At 62.3% G+C, this 18,916-nt stretch carries 19 protein-coding genes; 10 read left to right on the top strand and 9 right to left on the bottom strand.

Annotated elements, in window-relative coordinates; genetic code table 11:
* Window positions 1-209 precede the first annotated feature (209 nt).
* Together QEZ49_RS11240 and QEZ49_RS11235 are read left to right on the top strand one after the other, a co-directional pair.
* Window positions 210-1,142, top strand: a complete 933-nt coding sequence (locus tag QEZ49_RS11240; RefSeq protein WP_280386938.1) for a polysaccharide deacetylase family protein — start codon at window positions 210-212, stop codon at window positions 1,140-1,142.
* 75 nt (window positions 1,143-1,217) lie between these two features.
* The gene (locus tag QEZ49_RS11235; protein WP_280386936.1) at window positions 1,218-2,456 is read left to right on the top strand and encodes a DUF1134 domain-containing protein; all 1,239 of its coding nucleotides are present in this window, start codon (window positions 1,218-1,220) and stop codon (window positions 2,454-2,456) included.
* A 403-nt stretch (window positions 2,457-2,859) separates the two neighbouring features.
* Here QEZ49_RS11235 and QEZ49_RS11230 read toward each other — a convergent pair whose 3' ends face one another.
* The 3 genes from QEZ49_RS11230 to QEZ49_RS11220 form a co-directional block, all read right to left on the bottom strand.
* The gene (locus QEZ49_RS11230) at window positions 2,860-3,624 is read right to left on the bottom strand and encodes a L,D-transpeptidase (protein ID WP_280386935.1); all 765 of its coding nucleotides are present in this window, start codon (window positions 3,622-3,624) and stop codon (window positions 2,860-2,862) included.
* Window positions 3,625-3,994: 370 nt separating this feature from the next.
* On the bottom strand, window positions 3,995-5,638 hold the full coding sequence (locus tag QEZ49_RS11225) for a tetratricopeptide repeat protein (RefSeq protein WP_280386933.1): 1,644 nt from the start codon (window positions 5,636-5,638) through the stop codon (window positions 3,995-3,997).
* A gap of 208 nt (window positions 5,639-5,846) precedes the next feature.
* The gene (locus QEZ49_RS11220; RefSeq protein WP_280387294.1) at window positions 5,847-7,376 is read right to left on the bottom strand and encodes an NAD(P)H-hydrate dehydratase; all 1,530 of its coding nucleotides are present in this window, start codon (window positions 7,374-7,376) and stop codon (window positions 5,847-5,849) included.
* Window positions 7,377-7,600: 224 nt separating this feature from the next.
* On the opposite strand from QEZ49_RS11220, the gene QEZ49_RS11215 reads away from it, so the two are divergent.
* Entirely contained in the window at window positions 7,601-7,939 is a 339-nt protein-coding gene (locus QEZ49_RS11215; protein WP_068464298.1) for a P-II family nitrogen regulator, read from the top strand.
* A 92-nt stretch (window positions 7,940-8,031) separates the two neighbouring features.
* Window positions 8,032-9,441: a type I glutamate--ammonia ligase gene (glnA, locus tag QEZ49_RS11210; protein ID WP_280386930.1), complete on the top strand. Its 1,410-nt coding sequence runs from the start codon at window positions 8,032-8,034 to the stop codon at window positions 9,439-9,441.
* 111 nt (window positions 9,442-9,552) lie between these two features.
* Here glnA and QEZ49_RS11205 read toward each other — a convergent pair whose 3' ends face one another.
* Window positions 9,553-9,870 carry a hypothetical protein gene (locus tag QEZ49_RS11205; protein WP_280386927.1) on the bottom strand — a complete coding sequence of 106 codons (318 nt, stop codon included), beginning with the start codon at window positions 9,868-9,870 and terminating at the stop codon, window positions 9,553-9,555.
* 224 nt (window positions 9,871-10,094) lie between these two features.
* Here QEZ49_RS11205 and QEZ49_RS11200 point away from each other — a divergent pair, with 224 nt between their 5' ends.
* The 3 genes from QEZ49_RS11200 to QEZ49_RS11190 all read left to right on the top strand — a co-directional run bounded on the left by QEZ49_RS11200 (window position 10,095) and on the right by QEZ49_RS11190 (window position 13,455).
* Window positions 10,095-11,006 (top strand): sensor domain-containing diguanylate cyclase, encoded by a 912-nt coding sequence (locus QEZ49_RS11200; protein ID WP_280386923.1) that lies wholly within the window; start codon window positions 10,095-10,097, stop codon window positions 11,004-11,006.
* A gap of 412 nt (window positions 11,007-11,418) precedes the next feature.
* Window positions 11,419-12,507, top strand: coding sequence for a hypothetical protein (locus QEZ49_RS11195; RefSeq protein WP_280386921.1), 1,089 nt, complete (start codon window positions 11,419-11,421; stop codon window positions 12,505-12,507).
* 99 nt (window positions 12,508-12,606) lie between these two features.
* The gene (locus tag QEZ49_RS11190; RefSeq protein ID WP_280386919.1) at window positions 12,607-13,455 is read left to right on the top strand and encodes a DUF4846 domain-containing protein; all 849 of its coding nucleotides are present in this window, start codon (window positions 12,607-12,609) and stop codon (window positions 13,453-13,455) included.
* A gap of 37 nt (window positions 13,456-13,492) precedes the next feature.
* Here QEZ49_RS11190 and QEZ49_RS11185 read toward each other — a convergent pair whose 3' ends face one another.
* From QEZ49_RS11185 to QEZ49_RS11165, 5 genes are all read right to left on the bottom strand, one after another.
* Complete coding sequence (locus QEZ49_RS11185; RefSeq protein ID WP_280386917.1) at window positions 13,493-13,666, bottom strand: hypothetical protein; 174 nt, start codon at window positions 13,664-13,666, stop codon at window positions 13,493-13,495.
* Between the two features lie 197 nt (window positions 13,667-13,863).
* Entirely contained in the window at window positions 13,864-14,190 is a 327-nt protein-coding gene (locus tag QEZ49_RS11180) for a hypothetical protein (RefSeq protein ID WP_280386915.1), read from the bottom strand.
* A gap of 198 nt (window positions 14,191-14,388) precedes the next feature.
* Window positions 14,389-15,498: a pyridoxal phosphate-dependent aminotransferase gene (locus QEZ49_RS11175; protein WP_280386913.1), complete on the bottom strand. Its 1,110-nt coding sequence runs from the start codon at window positions 15,496-15,498 to the stop codon at window positions 14,389-14,391.
* 44 nt (window positions 15,499-15,542) lie between these two features.
* Window positions 15,543-15,980 carry a DUF1489 domain-containing protein gene (locus tag QEZ49_RS11170; RefSeq protein WP_280386911.1) on the bottom strand — a complete coding sequence of 146 codons (438 nt, stop codon included), beginning with the start codon at window positions 15,978-15,980 and terminating at the stop codon, window positions 15,543-15,545.
* Window positions 15,981-16,012: 32 nt separating this feature from the next.
* Window positions 16,013-16,459, bottom strand: a complete 447-nt coding sequence (locus QEZ49_RS11165) for a hypothetical protein (protein WP_280386909.1) — start codon at window positions 16,457-16,459, stop codon at window positions 16,013-16,015.
* A gap of 202 nt (window positions 16,460-16,661) precedes the next feature.
* Between QEZ49_RS11165 and QEZ49_RS11160 the strand changes: the two genes are divergently transcribed.
* From QEZ49_RS11160 to QEZ49_RS11150, 3 genes are all read left to right on the top strand, one after another.
* Entirely contained in the window at window positions 16,662-17,114 is a 453-nt protein-coding gene (locus tag QEZ49_RS11160) for a hypothetical protein (protein WP_280386907.1), read from the top strand.
* A 219-nt stretch (window positions 17,115-17,333) separates the two neighbouring features.
* Window positions 17,334-17,939, top strand: coding sequence for an isoprenylcysteine carboxylmethyltransferase family protein (locus QEZ49_RS11155; RefSeq protein WP_280386905.1), 606 nt, complete (start codon window positions 17,334-17,336; stop codon window positions 17,937-17,939).
* An 11-nt stretch (window positions 17,940-17,950) separates the two neighbouring features.
* A complete protein-coding gene (locus QEZ49_RS11150) occupies window positions 17,951-18,877 on the top strand; it encodes a DUF5655 domain-containing protein (protein ID WP_280386903.1) in 927 nt (308 codons plus the stop codon).
* Window positions 18,878-18,916: the final 39 nt, after the last annotated feature.

Raw genomic sequence — 18,916 nt, 5'->3', positions numbered from 1 at the left:
GCCGTGCACGGTTCAGGCTCGATAGCCCACCCTTAATTCGAAAGGGCATCGGTGCCAGCACTCGCGACACCAGTCGCAAACATTTAACCCACAGAAGACGGTGAAATCTGCGGTAGAGCAGACAAACTCCTTGCAAGCGCGCACCGCTAACCGGCAGATTTGCGGCTAACAACTGAGAATCAGTTCGCAAGTTTCCGGGGGAGGTTTGAATGCGCTCGACCGTCAGCAAGGCAATCATCGCTGCACTTCTGTGTACGCCGCTCGCCATAGGCGCATATGCGCAGGACGGCGCCGATGAAGCAGCGGCACAGGTCGAAGCCGCTGCACCCGCCAGCGCCAAGCCGCAGGCTGAGTGTCCGGGCAATCCCAATCCGCTTGGCGTTTCGCGCACGGTTCAAATCGATACCACCGGCGCACCCGGCTTCGGTTTCCAGCATTACAAGATGTATGACTTCCTTCAGCCCAAGGAAGTTGTGCTTACCTTCGACGACGGCCCGCTGCCCAATCGCACTACGGCCATTCTCAAGGCACTGAACGCCGAATGCACGAAGGCGATTTTCTTCTCGGTCGGTAAGGTTGCCGCCGGATATCCCGACATCCTCGCCGAAGTTGCCAAGAGCGGCCACACCATCGGCGGCCACACCATGAACCACAAGGATCTGTCGAAGCTCACGCTCGATCAGGCCAAGGAAGAAATCGAGCGCTCGTTCAGCGTCATCCGTCGCGCCGTCAACGGGCCCACTGCGTCGTTCTTCCGGTTCCCATTTTTGCGCCACTCCAATGACACATTGCAGTACCTGGCGGACCGCAATGTGGCCGTGTTCTCAACCGATATCGACAGCTTCGACTATAAGGGTGGCACGGCCAAAGCTCTGGTGAAGCGGATCATGGCGTCGCTGGATAAGCAGGGCAAAGGCATCCTGCTGATGCACGACATCCAGCCCCATACGGCGGCAGCAATGCCCGACCTGCTGAAGCAGCTTAAGGCTGGCGGATACAAGATCGTGCACATGACGGCCAAAGATCCTATCCAGACCCTGCCGGAGTATGACGAGCTGGTCGCCAAGGACATGAAGGGCATGCCCACGGTGCTGACCGACCGGCCCATGAACTCTGTCATCAAGACGATCGACGGCGAATAATCGGCGACGCCACGATCACGTTGCACGCAAGCTTCCAGCGCCGGTGAACTGACAAAGCTAATCACAGGCGTCGCGATGCTGCCCCGAAATCTCACTGCAATCGCTGCTACGGCTGCGGCCCAGCTTCTCAGCCTGGCCGCGCCGCTACCGGCCTACGCTCAGGCCCAGCAACAGGCCGCAGCAGCCACCTGCTCGGCTGACGACTTTGCCGCTGCGGTGGACCGCTCGGGCGCATCGCTACGGACTTTCAACGCCGAAGTGCTGCCGAAGATCCAGGACAAGATCCGCCAGCTTGGCGCCAAGCGCGGCTGGAACGAGGCCGACAGCGAGGAAAAGGCGCTTAATGCGCTACGCGATGCGCGCACCGAAAAGCTCGATGCCGACGCCGAGGATCTGATCACCAAGATCGACATGCTGGGCCGCCCCCCCGAGAACGCCCTGCTCGACTGCAGCAAGCTGACCGAGCTTGAGGCCGCCGGGCTTGAGCTGCTCGGCGTCATGAAGGCGAAGTCCAGCTACACGCTCGAAAAGCTCGATGCCGCAATCGCCAGCGGCGCTGCCGGCGATAAAAAGGTTGCCGCCAGCAAGGCACCTGCAGCATCGCCATCGCCAGCCGCTCCGCGTTCTAATGAAACGCCTGCCGCGAAGGCGACCGCCGCCGAGCAGGCTGCACCACCCAAGCCGGTTGCAAAATCCAAGGCTCAGAACTGGGCGGCACAAACCACGCCTCAAACGCCCCACACGCTGGACACCCTGCGCGTTGGACCGTCCGTGCCAACGATGGAGCCCGGCGCTGGCCTCGCGATGCTGGAGCCATTGCCGCCGGAGGAACAGGGCTACGACATCGACGAAATCCGCGAGATCACGCGCGGCTTCTTCGGCACCATTTCCACCGAGCTCGGCAGCGTCATCGAATACGCGTTCTCAAGCGCGGGCCGCCCATCCGGTTATGTTCTCGGCACCGAAGGCGGCGGCGCGTTTCTGGCCGGTGTGCGCTACGGCAGCGGCACGCTCTACATGCGCTCGGGTGGCAGCAGCAAGATCTACTGGCACGGGCCCTCGATCGGCACCGACTTCGGCGCCGCCGGCTCGCGCACGATGTTCCTGATCTACCGCGTGCATCAGCCCGACGATCTTTATCGCCACTTCACCGGCATCGACGGCTCAGCCTATCTCATTGGCGGCGTGGGCATCACGTTCCTGAAGGGCGGGCAGGTCATGATGGCGCCGATCCGCACCGGTCTGGGCCTCAGGCTCGGAGCCAACATCGGCTACATCCGCTTCACGCCGCGCCCGACGTGGAACCCGTTCTGATCGCGGTTTTTTGTTGCGCTCGGCGACTGTGCTCCGCACAGCCGGCCGCCGAGCACTGATTGGTGCTCGCCAAACCGGCTTGCCGCTGCACACCGTCATCCCGGCGAAGGTCGGGATCCACGCCAGCTTCAGCCTTTGATCGGCCGAAGTATCATTCGCAGCCCCAACAGAGCGTCCTTCCAGCCACCCCATGGAACCGCCCCAGCGAGATGACAGTTAGTTTTTTTGTGGCGCTCGGCGGCCGGCTCCCCGACGGAGAGTCGCCGAGCGCCAGAAAAGAAGGCCAGCATCTACGCCCGTTTCCGCATCGGGTCGGCTGAAGTCAGTTTAGCTTTCTGCCGATCACATAACGCTCCGCCGCACGGACACGTGTCACGCGCGGCGGGACAGCCGTAGCAGCGGCTTACCAGAACAGACCGCCACCGCCGTACTGCTGCTTCTGCTTGCCCTTGGCCTTAGCTTTCGCCTTCGGCGCCTGCTGCGAGTAGCCAAACAGGCCGCCACCGTTCCACTGCTGCGGCTGGGCGTAACGCTGTTGCTGCTGCTTGCGGGCCACCGCCGGAGCCGACGAAGCTGGCACCTTGCCGTGCACCGTCACACGGGTCATTTCGCGGCCGTGCTTCTGCACCAGATCGTAAAACACCTTGGCGTTCTTCGGATGGGACCGGATGCAACCGTGCGAAGCCGGACGGCCCAGGTTGCGCAGATCATTGGTGCCATGCACGGCGATGCCGCGATTGAAGAACACCGAATAGGGCATCGGCGAATTGTAATACTGCTTCGAGTAGTGCATCCGCGCCGTGTAATGCGGCGTGTGGGTACCCGTCGGCGTCAGATGGCCGTGGCGACCGGACGAGATCTTCCAGCTGGCGATCACGCCATTCTTGTCGGAGACGGTCATCGTCTGCTTGCTAAGATCGATCGACGCAAACAGCGTTGGCTGCGGAGGTGGCAATGCTGCTGCCGGTGCTTCGGCAGTCTCCCCGCCATCGCGGGCAACCGCCGGCGGCAGGGCCGCATCAAGCGCCTGATGCTGAACATCCGGGCGCACCGCATCAATCGCTTCAACCGGATCAGCAGCGGCAACCTGCATTTCCGTAGCCGCCGATGCTGTTGAAATCACACTCACAGCCGCGAGGACCGCAAACACTGCCGCAACCGAACGCATTGCTCTCACCTACTAAAGAAACTGAACACTCAAAGCCTCGCACCAGAATAGATGGTGAATGATGCAGAAAGCTTAATTCTGACCGATGTTTATGGCCTCACGCGCAGAACGCATATTAACCGCGCAGCAAACGCGAAGCCCCCGGCCAGAGGCATTACGGGGCGCAGCAAAAGTTGCAGCACCTATCCATGCAGCATTCCTTGATTGACAGCTAAGCTCAACCGCTCGCGGTGTAATTCAGCATTGCAGGCAGCATTTCCCGCGATGGCTGTAGCCTTGTTGCAGCACTTCAGCCGTCACGCAGACGCCTAGAGCAACGGGCGGGCACACACGCCGCTGCCGCCCGCCGCTAAATTCGCGGTGATCAAAATTAGTTGAATAGGAACTGGAAGAACGTCTTCGGCTTGGCGCGCTGTTGCTGCTGGCGCCTCTGGCGGCGCTGCTCCTGCTCTGCCGCGCGCACCTGCGCATTGCGCAGCATGAACTCGTCCGTCGCGCCATCGACGCTGGCGACGACAACGCGATCATTCTGCCAGGTCCAGTTCGCGACCTTGTCGCCCTCGCGGTGCGGTTCGATGCCTATCACCGAGTTGGCCTGCAGATCGAGGATGGCCACCTGCTCCGTCGGCGCCGGCCCCGTCTCACTGGCTATGGCACCGGCAGAAAACCGCAGGATGGCGATGCCCCGCAGCGGCGGCTTCTTGATTTCGAATTCCAGCAGCTTGGGCGTACCCGCGCCCGCCATTTCCAGCGGAATGCGAAGGCGGCGATAGCGCTCGCTCACCGCATAAAACTGCGTGCCACGCTGCACCACCCGCCAGACGTCGACCCCTGCGTCGGCAATTTCGCGATCTTCCGCATCGGCGCCGTCGGCACCCAGACGCGTCAGCGCATCGGATGCTAGCTTCAGGCGCGGTTTGGCCGCCAGCGCCTTCTTGTAGTCGGCCACCGCCAACTCGACGCGGCCCTGCGCTTCCTCGATCTCCGCCTTGGCCCACAGCACTTCCGCGCCATCGGGATCGATCTTGGCCGCTGTCTCGGCGTCCTTCAGGCCGACGTCTGTCTGCCCGCTCATTTTATAGACGACCGCGCGATAGGCGAACGCCAGCGCCCCGCGTGGATCAAGCTCAATCGCCCGATTGAGATCGGCGAACGCCAGATCAAACGACTGGGTCAGGCCGTAGGCGAGGCCCCGCTCGGCATAGCCGCGCGCCATGGCCGGGGCGAGCGTGATCGCGTGCGAATAGTCCTTAAGCGCCGCCGCTGCGTTATCAGAAGCAAGATAGGCCTGCCCGCGCAGCAGATATAGTTCCGGATTGCTGACGTCGAAGGCGATGGCGCGGGACAGATCCTCGATAGCATCGCCCATACGCAGAATATCGAGCTTGGCTTCGGCGCGATTGCGATAGGCCGCCGCAAACCGCGGATCGGACGTCACGGCGCGGGAAAAATCGCGAATGGCGGCATGGGGCCGACCCGCCGCCATATGCACCCGCCCCCGGCCAGCCAGCGGAGCAGCAGCTTGCGGCATCAGGCGCACGGCGGCAGTGTAATCGCGCAAGGCCTCGCCGTGGTCGCCGTCCTTTGCCAGCGCACCGGCGCGATTGGACAGCGCGGCGGCATAACCCGGCGCCAGCACGATAGCGCGGTTGAAATCCTTGATGGCTTCTTCGGTATAGCCCAGCGCCAGCAGCAGATTACCGCGATTGTTGTAGATCGCCGCATATTCGGGAAAAAGCTGCGCAGCGCGATTGAAGTCGTCAATCGCAAGCTTGGTCTGGCCAAGGCGCGCATAGGCTACGGCGCGATCGTTCAGCAGCGTGGCCCGGCGATCGTTCGTCAGCCCGGCATCCTTCAGCGCGTCCGTGTAACCGACAACGGCCTGACCGGCATCGCCACGCACCAACGCTGTGGCGGCGTCCTGCGCCTTCAAACCCGTTTCCGCCGGAGCGGCCAGAGCGCCAGCGCCTACAGCAGGCAACAGGGCGCAAGCCATCAGGGCCCGTCGAAACATTCGCCTCTCGCAGATCGAGATTGTGCCACCGGCAGCCAAGCGCCGCCCATCGAATCTAGACTAGAGTGCTTCCGGAAAAGTGGGAACCGGTTTTCCGACAAGAAGCACGAAACGGTGCAAGGCTCTAGTGCGCCGATAGCATCGCGCCAAGCCTGTCCGGGACAAATAGCCGGCGATTGTGGCGCCGGATTGATGTTTTGCATGCGTCTCAGGACACCGGATCAATCAGGCCGCGCAAAACCTGCGGCAGCGAGTCCGGCAGATCTTCCGCAATCAGGCCCGGCCCGAACGCCGCTGCAGCAGCACCATGCAGCCAGACCGCCGCGCTGGCCGCTTCGAATGGCGGCATCCGTTGCGCCAGCAGACCGACGGTAAAGCCGCCCAGCACGTCACCCGCCCCGGCCGTTGCCAGCCACGGCGGCGCGTTATCGTTGATCGCCACACGGCCATCGGGAGCGGCAATCACGGTGTCCGGTCCCTTCAGCACAACGACCGCTCCAGACCGAGCCGCCGCTTGTCGGGCCCGTTCCGGCTTGGCCGCCGACACAAGATCCGGGAACAGCCGCTGAAACTCGCCATCGTGCGGTGTCAGCACCACCGGCCGTTCGGCAATGCTGGCGATGGCGGCAAACAGCTCGGCCTGATGTCCGGCGAATGACGTCAGCGCATCTGCATCGAGAACGGTTGCAGCCCCGGCGGCCAGAGCGGCCTCAACCAGCGCACGGGTTTCCTCGCCGACGCCCAGCGCCGGGCCCAGCAGCACGGCGTTCTTGCGCCGATCGGCCAGAATGCCCGACAGGCCTTCCGGACCTGAAAACGGCAGCAGCATCACCGCAGTAAGCTGAGAAGCATTGACGATCAGGGCGTTTTCCGGACTGGCCAGCGTCACCAGACCCGCCCCAGCCCGCAACGCACCGCGCGCGCCAAGACGGGCCGCTCCCGTGTACGCCGCAGCACCCGACACGACCAGCGCATGGCCGCGACCGTATTTATGGCCCTCAAGCCTTGGCCACGGAAACGCGCCGCGCCACAGGTCCGGCCCGTTTACCCAGGTCTTGCTGGCGATCCGGTCCAGCACCTCCGGCGGCGTTCCGATGTCATGCACCGTCACACCGCCACACAGCGCCCGCCCCGGCATCAGCAGATGCCCCGGCTTGCGACGGAAGAAAGTGACCGTGTGGGAAGCCCGCACAACCGGGCCTAGCGGCTGTCCCGTATTGCCATCAAGGCCGCTCGGAACATCCACCGCCAACACCGGGACGCCAGAACCATTGAGCGCCGCGATCGCCTCCGCAGCGATGCCCGTGATTGGCCGGTCCAGCCCGGCGCCGAACAGCGCGTCGATGATCAGGTCGGCGCCAGCAATTGCATCCGCCGTGAGGGGGACGATCTCCCACGCCCACCGCGCGGCCATTTCGGCGGCATCGCCCTTGAGCGCCGCCACATTGCCCAGCAGCGCGACGCGAACGTCCAAGCCGGCTTCCCGCAGCAGCCGGGCGGCGACAAAGCCGTCGCCACCGTTGTTGCCGGGTCCGCACAACACCGCGATCCGCCCCGCACCACCCGGCAGCAAAAGCCGGGCCTGCGCCGCCACGCCCGCACCCGCGTTTTCCATCAGCGTCAGGCTTGGCACGCCCAGTTCCACCGCCAGATGGTCGGCACGGCCCATCTCTTCGGTGCTTAAAAGCACACCTTGGTTGCGTCCGCCGCCCAAGGAATGAGCGCCCTGCATCGACATTAAAGTGTTGGTCACCGGCTCTGACTACTTTTCATGCACGCTGCCTACTTGATAGGCACTCATGCCGTTGTTTTTGACGGCGGCTTGCCGAGGCAAACACATAACAGTTTGTGTTTTCAGCATTTTTTACATGGCGCTTGAACTGGCACGCACCGTGCTAACTCTTGGCCGTTCACGCAAGCCGCCCTTGCTGGAAATGACATAACGCGAAGGGGCCAAGGGTCATGAAGAAGATCGAAGCGATCATCAAGCCATTCAAACTCGATGAAGTGAAGGAAGCCCTGCAGGAAATCGGCCTGCAAGGCATCACCGTACTCGAAGCGAAGGGCTTCGGTCGCCAGAAAGGGCATACGGAGCTGTACCGCGGCGCCGAATATGTCGTGGACTTCCTGCCGAAAGTTAAAATCGAAGTCGTTCTCGCCGACGAACTCGTCGACAAGGCGGTCGAGGCAATCCAGAAGGCCGCCAAAACCGGCCGCATCGGCGACGGCAAGATTTTCATCTCGACGATCGACACCGCCATCCGCATCCGCACCGGCGAAACCGGCGGCGACGCGATCTAACCCGTATCCCGACGACCGGGCAGCCAGCGCCCGTTCATCCATCAAACGCACTGAAGACGCCGTCAAAACGGCACTCAAATAGGGGAACTCCCATGCAGACCGTGAGTGATGTCCTGAAGACGATCAAGGATAAGGACGTCAAGTTTGTCGATTTCCGCTTCACCGACACCAAGGGCAAGATGCAGCACGTGACTGCGCACGCCTCGACGGTGGATGAGGATGTGTTTGCCGATGGCTATGCTTTCGACGGCTCGTCGATTGGCGGCTGGAAGGGCATCGAATCCTCCGACATGCTGCTGATGCCGGACGCAAGCTCCGCCCACATCGATCCATTCTTCGCCCAGTCGACGCTCGCCATATTCTGTGACGTGCACGAGCCTTCCACCGGCCAGTTCTATGACCGCGACCCGCGCGGCATCGCCAAGAAGGCCGAGGCTTACCTGAAGTCCACCGGTCTGGGCGACACCATCTTCATGGGTCCGGAAGCCGAGTTCTTCATCTTCGACGACGTGCGCTTCACCTCCGATCCGTACAACACCGGCTTCCGCGTCGATTCCAACGAGCTGCCGACCAACACCGGCACCCAGTATGAAATGGGCAACCTCGGCCACCGTCCGCGCATGAAGGGCGGTTACTTCCCCGTGCCGCCGATCGACAGCTGCCAGGACATCCGTTCCGAGATGATCTCGGTGCTGGTTGAAATGGGCGTGTCGGTTGAAAAGCACCATCACGAGGTGGCCGCTGCCCAGCACGAGCTCGGCATCAAGTTCGGCCCGATGGTCACCATCGCCGACCACATGCAGATCTATAAGTATGTGACGCACATGGTCGCCCAGGCCTACGGCAAGTCGGCTACGTTCATGCCGAAGCCCGTGTTCGGCGACAACGGTTCGGGCATGCACGTCCACCAGTCGATCTGGAAGGAAGGCAAGCCGACCTTCGCTGGCGACCGCTATGCCGATCTGTCGGAGAACGCGCTGTTCTACATCGGCGGCATCCTCAAGCACGCCAAGTCGCTCAACGCCTTCACCAACCCGACCACCAACTCCTACAAGCGTCTGGTGCCGGGCTACGAAGCCCCCGTGCTGCTCGCCTACTCGGCGCGTAACCGCTCCGCTTCGTGCCGCATCCCGCACGTATCGAGCCCGAAGGCGAAGCGTTTCGAAGTGCGCTTCCCCGATCCGATGGCAAACCCGTACCTGGCCTTCACGGCCATGCTGATGGCTGGCATCGACGGCATCCTCAACCGGATCAATCCGGGCGACCCGATGGACAAGAACCTTTACGACCTGCCGCCGGCTGAGCTTGCCAGCATCCCGACCGTGTGCGGCAGCCTGCGTGAAGCCCTCGACTCCCTCGACGCCGACCGCGATTACCTCAAGGCTGGCGGCGTGATGAGCGACGACATGATCGACGCCTACATCGATCTGCGCATGGCTGAAAATCAGCGCTATGAAATGACGCCGCATCCGGTCGAGTACGACATGTACTACTCGCTGTAACAGGCGCGGACCATCAGGTTGCAAATACGCAAGAAGGCCCGGAAGCAATTCCGGGCCTTCTTTTTATGTCCGGGCCGAAGACGCCGAAACCGAATTGCGAATGTGCGTGCGCTACACGTAGATGATGACGCCGATCAGAATGGCGGCCAGCGCCAGCAACAGCAGCCGGTGCGCCTGATTGGCGATCCATCCGGCGGTGCGACGCGCGATATCCACCCAGGATATCCGGGCGATCAGCGCGATCACGACACCCAGCGCCAGACCGGCCAGCACAGAGCGATAGTCCAATGCCGGCGCCGCAAAATCGAAGCCCTCAAGAAACTGCTTCAGCTCCGTGCCGCGCATTGTTTCAGTCGGCGCAGCCATGATGATGGCGGCCATTATCAGCCCGACCGCCAGCAACGAAATCAGATTTAAAACAGCCCGCATCGACCACCTGCGATGTAACACTCGATCGGAGAATAGCGGTGCGGGTTTCAACAATACCTTAACCATGCCGGGCCACAGCCCCCACGTTCTTCCTGCCTATTTAAATGCCACGCGATCAGATTCATTCATACGCAATTGGCTTGGAATAATTTTAAGACTGCCGGCGCTCGTTCCCCGACAAAGCGCAATCGGATCTCCAATTGGCTGTGAATTGTCGAGCGTCCATGCCTCTCACTCTTTCAAAAGAACATCTGTTCGCGATCCTCAACGCCCTTCCAATGCCGGTGTCGTGGGCGAGCCTTGACGACGAGCGCATCAAATTCATGAACGATGCGTTTACCAAGACGTTTGGCTACAAGGCGTCGGAATTCGACACCATCACCGACTGGATCGTTCGCGCCTATCCGCGTCCGGAAGATCGCGAGATCTCGAAGGAGAAGTGGGGCAATGTCTGGACCAACAGCAACCATGGCGTTTCCGACGTCGAACAGACCGAAGTCGATATTTTGTGTGCCGACGGCAGTGTGAAGACAGCGCAGATCCGTGGCATCCTGCTTCATGATCTGAATATCGCTATTGCGTTGTTTGAAGACATATCGGAGCAGCGCAGCACCGAAACGCTACTGCGCCGCGTCGCACTTGAGGATCCTCTCACCGGCCTCCCCAATCGCCGCGCCCTTGAACAGCACTGGGCGCGGATCGTTGCGAATCCCGAGCAAACTCTCACCGCCATGCTGCTGATCGACCTTGATGGCTTCAAAGCCATCAACGACACGCTGGGTCACGACGCGGGCGACGAAACCCTGAAGATCGTCGCCAAGCGCCTCACGGACAGTGTCCGCAGCGGCGACCTTGTTTGCCGAATGGGCGGCGACGAATTTGTCGTGTTGCTGAGCGGTCTCAAAATTCCCGATCAGGTCGAGCAGGTCTGCTGGCGCATCCAGACCGAACTGACGCGTCCCATGAATCTGATGTCGCGACCGGCAACCGTCGGCGCCAGCATCGGCGCCAGTCTGGCGCCTCAGGACGGCAAAGACCTGCGCTCGTTGCTCAAGTGCGCCGACGAGGCGCTGTACCGCCGCAAGGTCGACCGCAAAGGCGGTTGGGAGTGGTTCAAGAAACCGATGGCGGCCTGATTTTTATTTAGTGAACCCGGCCGACTCGCCTCCGGTGGAGCCCGCCGCCGGGCCATGAGCCCGCGGCCGATGCGTCCAACATCGCAGCGACCGGGCCGATCCGCGCCGGCCACCTACGCGCATTCCTCCGCATTCTGAGCCTTTTCTTGGCCCGCTAAGGCCCCGGACTTATGGCTAAAACATCATATCAACCGCTCGCCGTATCTATCCATAATATTTGGAAAAAATTCACTATATCCGTGCCAGCTTAACAATGCAGATCGCACCTTTGTTGCGATTATTCAGGGATCTGCGCCCTGACAGTTGAGTATTTGCGTGATCGTGGGGGCACAACAGACGCTGTTTCCTGGCTAAACGGGTCATAGATCCGTTCAAAAAGCAGAGACAGCGGGACAGCAAGCGGAGTAACGCCATGCGGGCAAACACGACCTCGGATCGTGACAGCATCGACCCGGCGGAAAATTTTCTGCAGGTTCTCGATCAGTTTGCCGCCCTGCGCAGCTATGCAGGCGCCCAGCCGACGATTGGCGGCTACCGGGTGCTTGCGCCCACCAAACCGCAGCTCCCCGCGAACTGGATGGAATGGCTCGGTGATCGGCTGAGTGGCTCCTCGTCATGGCTGCTGGAACGGTTCCGCGACGCCGCCCCCGTGACAGTTGAGCGCCTGGAGCCTGCACTCGCCGCCATGCGTGAGCGGATTGTCCGGCACAGTTCAAAAATCGCTTCGCTTGCGGTTACTGGCGGTGGACGCCTGCAGACCAGCGGCTTTCTCTCGGTTCTGCTTATCGGTGGACTTGCGGTCGCGGTTCTTTCCGGCCCTTCGAGTTGCGCATGCTCAACGCCGTTCGATCAGGCGGATCTCGATCGTATGGATTACATCCAGAACGCGGCCTTCATTGACACGCGCGACAGCGGCGCTGCCCCCTCGTATCCACCTGCCTCGCCGGACGATCTGGCGTTTCTTGCCAGCGATCGCCCGCTGATGGAACGCGAGCCGACGGTCACCGCATCGCTTGCCCAGGGCATCGACGCCACTGATCGCGAACCTGCGGCCGCGCCCACGACCCAGGCGCGCCATGCCGAAGCCGCTGCCCCTCAAAGCACAGCAGCAATTGCCGATGTAACGTCGGCTCAATCAACACCAGCAGCCGACGCATCGCCGGAAGCGCCGCTCACCGTCGCCGCGCTGGCCGACAACCCTGCCGACAGCGCCGATGCCGATCACGCCGCAGCCTCCGAAAATAACGCCGATGTGGCTGCCGAAAGAAAAGCGCGGCGCGACACCAGCGCAAAATCGGATGATGACGATGACGACCGGCGTCATGCCCGCTCAAGCCGCAAGCGCGGCGCAATTCGCGCCTATCGCACGCCGGTGCATCAGGTGAAGCGTCAGCGCAAAAAGAAAGTGACGAACGCCCATCTGGCGCAGCGCGCACCGGCGTGGGCTCAGCAGATGTACGCCACCACCTGGCACTCGCAGGCGTTCTCTTACAATCGCTGATCGCGTCTGCCTCTCCCTCTGCGACTGCTTCCGCTCGCGCATGGCCAAGTGTTTGCGCATCGCCTTGGCCGTGCCACAGGAACGCTGCATGCAACGGACATGCAGCATTCACCACCATTCCGCTTTGCCCTGTTCGCCATTCTGATGCTGGCGTCACTGACGCCGTCAGCACCCGCCATTGCAGCGCCGGGCTACGCCCGGCCGCATACGCCTGACGCGCCGACACTCGCGCAATCCGTGCCACCACCCGCCGGCTTCGTGCGTGTGCCCGCTTCGGCAGGAAGCTGGGCCACATGGTTGCGCGGTTTGCCGATGAAGCCACCGGGTACGCCGGTGCAAACCTTCACCGGCGCCAACAAATGGCGGCAGGATGTGCACGCGGCGGTGATCGATATCGATGTCGGCAGGCGCGACCTGCAGCAATGCGCCGATGCCATCATGCGCCTGCGCGGCGAATGGCTGTTCACCCAGGATCGCAAGCGCGACATCCGCTTCAACAATACCGAAGGCAAGCCGCTCGCCTTTTCGGCGCGACGCGACCAGAGCTATCCTTCATTCCGCAAATACATGGATTACGTGTTTGCTTACGCGGGCACCTACTCGCTTGAGCGCGAGCTGAAACCCGTTGCGCTGACCGAAATCGCCATCGGCGACGTCTTCATCAAGGGCGGTTTTCCGGGGCACGCCGTGCTGGTGGCCGACATGGTGGAAAATCCCGGCACCGGCGAAAAGCGCTTCCTGCTGCTGCAAAGCTATATGCCAGCGCAGAACATCCATGTGCTCCGGAACATGCACATGGTGGGCGCAATAGCCAATAATCCTGCCCCGGATCCCCCCGCAAACGAAAACGCCGCCGATGGCTCACCGTGGTATCCGGCGGCCTTCGACGGCGAATTGATTACGCCTGAGTGGACGTTCTCGCGGCAGTCCCTACGACGCTGGCCCTAGAGACGGCACCTCTACCGCCACGCCAGTGCGGACAGGATCAACGAATGATCAGCAGCGAAGCGAACGCGGCGACGACGAATGTCACCAGGCCACCGGCTATCGGACCCTGCACAGTTGCGTCGATCATCATCTGATGCAGCGCCAAACCAAGGCCGCCCAGACCAACAACCAACAGCACCACGCCGACAAGAAATCCCAAGGTCCCGCTCATTATCGCTTCTCTCCCATTCGATCGCCGGCCTGTGCCGGCTTCTTTTCGGGGCGCTGACGCAGAGCTTCCCCGTTCCCCTAGTGAGCAGCAGTATCAATAGAATCGTGTGCAGCACAATAGTTGCTTGACGCGCATCAAGCTGGGCGTGGTCAAACCACGCGCCAGCGTCGCCAGGCAGGGGAGCGGGGAGCCGCGAATTACTGTTGCGGGGCAGCGGGTTCTTGCGGTGCGGAATGATCGTGATCGGCCGGTGCCGGCGCATCAGCTTCAGCCGGTGCAGGTGCGGGCTCAGGAATGATGTCGGCCGCCGGTGGCTGCGGGCCCACGTTATCCAGCGGACGAACCGCAACATAGAACGCCGTCGCAGCCAGCAGCATCGCAATCACCGACACCACCACCACGGTCGACCGTTTTGCGGCCAGCACCAGCGACGGCTTGATCAGGCCAAGCACCAGATAAAGAACGATAATGACGAATGCGAGCTGGAAGGACCAGGACGAGTATTCAAGCAGCTGTTCGTGCATGGCGGGCCTTTTTGATCGGCAGGCTTCAAACGGGACGGCGCATAATGCCCGCTCCGACTTAAGGTTTTGCCAATCCCACCGACAGCCGCACAGGTTGCAACCGCAGCAGCATTAGCCCGTCACCCACTCACCGCATGAAACCGCAGCGTCCGACCGCGGATTTGCAGCCCGCTGTGGTCATCAAAATCCCCGCGCCCATCAACCCGCGTCGGCATCGGCTATCGCCTCCGGCAAAGCCGCCGCGAACACATCGAGATCGGCCTCGGTGCCACAGCTCACGCGAATGCAGCGATCCAGCCCTGCCGTCCCCGGCATGCGGGCAAACACATCGCGCGCCAGCAATCCGTCCAGCACCCGGCGTGCATAGGCACCGTCGCGCCCGCAATCCATCGCTACAAAGTTGGCGCCCGAGGGCAGCGGCTGCAATCCATTGCGCTGCGCGATGTCGCCCAGCATCCCGCGCGCCCGGTCAATGCGCCCAACGACATCGGCCAGGTATGCCTGATCGCCAAGCGCAGCCAGTGCACCGATCTGACCGACGCGGTTGATGCCGTAGTGATTGCGCACCTTCTCGAACTGCGCGATCAACCCGGCTTCACCCACCGCATAGCCGATGCGCGCGCCTGCCAGCCCGTATGCTTTTGAGAACGTACGCATGCGGATGACCTGCGGATTGCCGACATCGAACGCCAGCGGCTGCATCGCCGTGGCGGTGTCGCAATAGGCTTCGTCGAGGCACAGCAACAGCCCATCCGGCAACGCCGCAATCAGCTCCTGCAGCTTGTCAGCCGCCCAGAACGATCCCATCGGATTATCCGGATTGCACACATAGAGCAGGCGCGCATCCTCGGCGATTGCGGCATCAAGCAACGCGCCAAGATCCTGCCGGTCGTCGCGATAGGGCACGCGTACCAGACGGCCACCGGCCGCTGCCACATGGAAGTTGAATGTCGGATAGGTACCGTTGGACGTCACAACCGTATGGCCGGGGTCAATCGTGAGCTTGACCGTCAGCCCCAGCAGTCCGTCGATGCCCTCACCCACCACGATGTTCGCGCGATCAACACCGTGGAACTGGGCCAGCGCCTCGCGTAGCTCAAAGCTTTCCGGATCGGCATACATCCAGTTACCAGCAGCCGCTTCCGCCATCGCAGCAATGGCGCGCGGCGATGGGCCGAACACGTTTTCATTGGCGCCGATACGGGCCCGGAACGGCTTCTCGCGTGCCCTCACCAGCGCCTCCGGGCCGACAAACGGCACCATGGCGGGCAGGCTTTCAATCAACTGGGTCAGGCGCGGTTTGGCCATGGTGGTGCGTGCTCCGCAAATCGGATGGATGCTGCACCTAGATCTCAGAGCAAGCCCAGCGCCGCAAGCTCCCGTCGCAAGGCATCAGGCATATCGTCGGCAATGTTGCCGGTCGCGGCGAGGTCCGGCGGCGCATCATCGGCGGTAAGATAGCGCCAGCCCTGAAAGGCACGGCGTGGCACCGGACGCACGGGCACCAATTCAGCATCAAGCAGAATGTGGCAGGCCGCCCGGCCGTCGGGGCGCGTACCCGCTTCCAGCCCCAGCAGGCGCTGGCGCACCTGCACCGTGCCCTTGATTACCCAATACAGCGAGCCGCCATCCAGCAGCTCAGCATCGCGTTTTGGCGACTGGAAGGTTGAGTGCACAATGCGTGGTGCTAAGCCCGCACGCTTCTGCTCCGCCACGCGCGCCTGCTGCCACTCGGCCAGCTCTTCAATGCTGTCGACGCCGACGCACAGCTTGATGAGATGCAGAGCCACCCGTCACGCTCCAAGATGAACCGGCCGGACGCTCACTTCGCGGTGCAGGTGCCGGTGTACTGTGCGATCACCGGCTGACCCAACACGCCGAAATGGCGCGAATGGACGGCCGGATACACTCCGCTGGCATCGTCCTTGTCGTAGACGGTCGTCAGATTGAGGAAGCCTTCGTTGACGACCTCAAGGAAGTGATTGGCGTTGATGGCGCGCACAATCTTCAGTTCGCCCGGCGCTGCCGCTCCGTCCGCCTGCAGCTTGGCCGACTGCTTTTCAAGATCGATATCGGCAATGGTGAAGCCCATCGCCTCGGGCGCCTTGTCCTTGAATGCACCGTCCTCGAAAGTCCAGGACGTGCCCTTCGCGAAGGTGCACACATAACCGGTGGGCTCATTTTCAGCGCGGGCGGCCGCTGGCAGAGCTACGGCGAGTGCCAGCCCCATCAGCAATGACTGACCGAAAACAGAAGTCTTGATGTGCATATACCCATCCCGCGCGCCGGTGTGCGTCCTTGAAGCGGCGCCATTGAAGCCCGGCCCCTCGCGCTAAGCAACCGGTTCATAAAACTATTGGATTGCGGCCCAGCGCCGCTAGGCGCGCCCTTAATCCGCCCCTATTAATACCCGATAAACGGCCCTGAGCGGGGGAATGATGCGGCTGGGACGAATACGGGCATTGGCCGTGATGGCAACCGCGCTTCTGTGCGGATGCGCCGGCTCGCCTTCCGCGCCCGTTCCCTCACTGGCCAGCGACATTCCACCCGCTTCCGCTGACGGCATCGTAACAGGCTCGGTTCCCCCTTCTCCCGGCTATCAGCTCACCGCCGAGGAACTCAGCTTTGACTGCCGCAAGCTGACCGGCACCATGCAGATCCGCATCATGCAGTTGCGCGGCTATAATCCCGATGCGCAACCGTCCGCCATTGCCCGTGGCATCCGCAGCGTCACAACACCGATCTGGGGCGGCACGCGCGAAGGGCTGGACCCTGACGCGCAATACAGTCGCGAACGAGCCATGCTGGATGCCTACAACGAGCGCCTCGCCAGCAAGAACTGCAAGACATTCAACATTGCGGCGGCGCTGGCCGACACATCCGGCGCAACGCCCGAGCCATTCAAAGCTTCACCGACAAACTAGACCGTCATCGCTTTCGCATTATCGCAATTCACAGAACCGCGCCTGCCCTCAAGATCGTGATCGCTCCGGCCCTTCCAGTTCGGGATGTGGATCATCGGTCTCACAAAGAAGCTAGAGCACGGTGCGTTTTGAATAATCGAACCCTGCTCTAGCGCCGATTCGCAGCCCGCCATGTTTCTGGTGTAGATGTTGTGCGGTGCAGCCCACGACGGGAATTTCATGTCGATTAACGAACCAGACAACGCCGCCTCCCGACAGGCAACGCAGCAGCCCGGTCAGCAATCGGCTGAGCCACTGGCCGAGGATGCGTCGGAGAGCGCTGAAATGCAGCGCGATGCCGAAACGCAGGACGATAGCGATATCGAGCTGCGGCCGAGTTCGGTGCCATGGCCGCCGCTGCTGCTGGCGGGCTTTGCTGCGCTGGCGATCATCCTTGGCTATGCCGCACCGATTGAGTGGCCCGGCGTTGACGATACGCCCGCACGTTTCATCGGGCTTGGCATCGGCGTGCTCGGCATCGTGCTTGTCGTTTGGGGCATCGTTACACTTCGCACCCACGACACGACCATGCTTCCCGACGTCGGGGCCACGCACCTCGTCACGTCCGGTCCGTTCTGGCGCTTTCGCAACCCGATCTATCTGGGCGATGCCATGATCCTGCTTGGCGCGGCCGAGCTGACAAAAAACATCTGGCTGGTTGGCGCCGCCGCTGCGTTCGCCGCGCTTGTTACGAAGCTCGCCATCGTGCCGGAAGAACGCCATCTGGAACGGCGTTTCGGACAAGCATATCTCGACTACAAATCCAGATCGCGCCGTTGGATCTGAGGCAGGAGGGCATGACTAAAGGCTTCGGTGAAAAGGAACGCACCTTTCTTGATGGGCTCGAGGAGAACACCGGGCGCAACCTGCAACAGTGGATGCACGCGATTGCGCAGAGCGGTCAAACCGAGCGCAACGACATCATCGACTGGTTGCGCCATGAAGGGCTGATGTTCTCAAAGGCGTCGTGGCTGGAGCGTATCCATCACAACGGCGGCCGACCGATCTATGCGGAGGTGGCGAAGGAGGAAGCTCCGCGCCGTCCAGCCGCGCGACGGCGGCGCGAAGTGCTGGCGCCATCGTCTCTGCCCGCAGCGCCGACAGCAACCGTAGGTGAACAGCCTTCGCGCCAGCCGACCGAAAACCCAAGCGCGTCGAGATCCATTGCCGACGGACATACTCCGCTGCCGGAGCAACAGCCACCGCAGTCATCTGCCCCGACGCCCGAGCGCATCGTTGCTCCACCACGCCTGACTGTCGTGATGGGCGGCGCGGCCGCGGGTTCCGCTGCGGACACATCACCTCCATCGGATCCAGCAGCCGCACGCGCCCCGCAGCGCAGCGCCCCATCGCCAGCCGCAACAGGCCCGCGCGACATCGACAGTGTGCTCGCCAAAGCCAAAGCCTATCGCCCGCTCGCCCAGCTTATTCTCGCGCGGATCAAAGGCGCCGTTCCGAAGGCCCCGCTGGCTGTTCAGGAAAGCTCGCTGTCGTTCGGCAGCCCCGCACCGTTCGCCGTGCTCGGCATCACCGGCAAGGAACTACGCTTGCATCTGGCGCTCGGCGATCACCCTACGGACGATTTTGTGCGGCGCGGTCAGGCTGGCGGCGGGGTTGGCAAGGGCGAAGCGCTTTCCCACATGCTTGTGCTGACGGATGCGCGCCAGATCGACCAGCGGTTCAGCGATCTTCTGGCGCGCGCCTCCGGCACTGTAAGCACCTGAAGGCACGGTTTTCCGCCGCTAAAACGCGTGCGCGCCGGT

It is taken from the genome of Hyphomicrobium sp. D-2, assembly GCF_029872155.1.
In the GTDB taxonomy this organism is placed as follows: domain Bacteria; phylum Pseudomonadota; class Alphaproteobacteria; order Rhizobiales; family Hyphomicrobiaceae; genus Hyphomicrobium_A.
The sequence above is the reverse complement of the archived record's forward strand: the minus strand, read 5'-3'. Positions and strand labels throughout refer to the sequence as shown.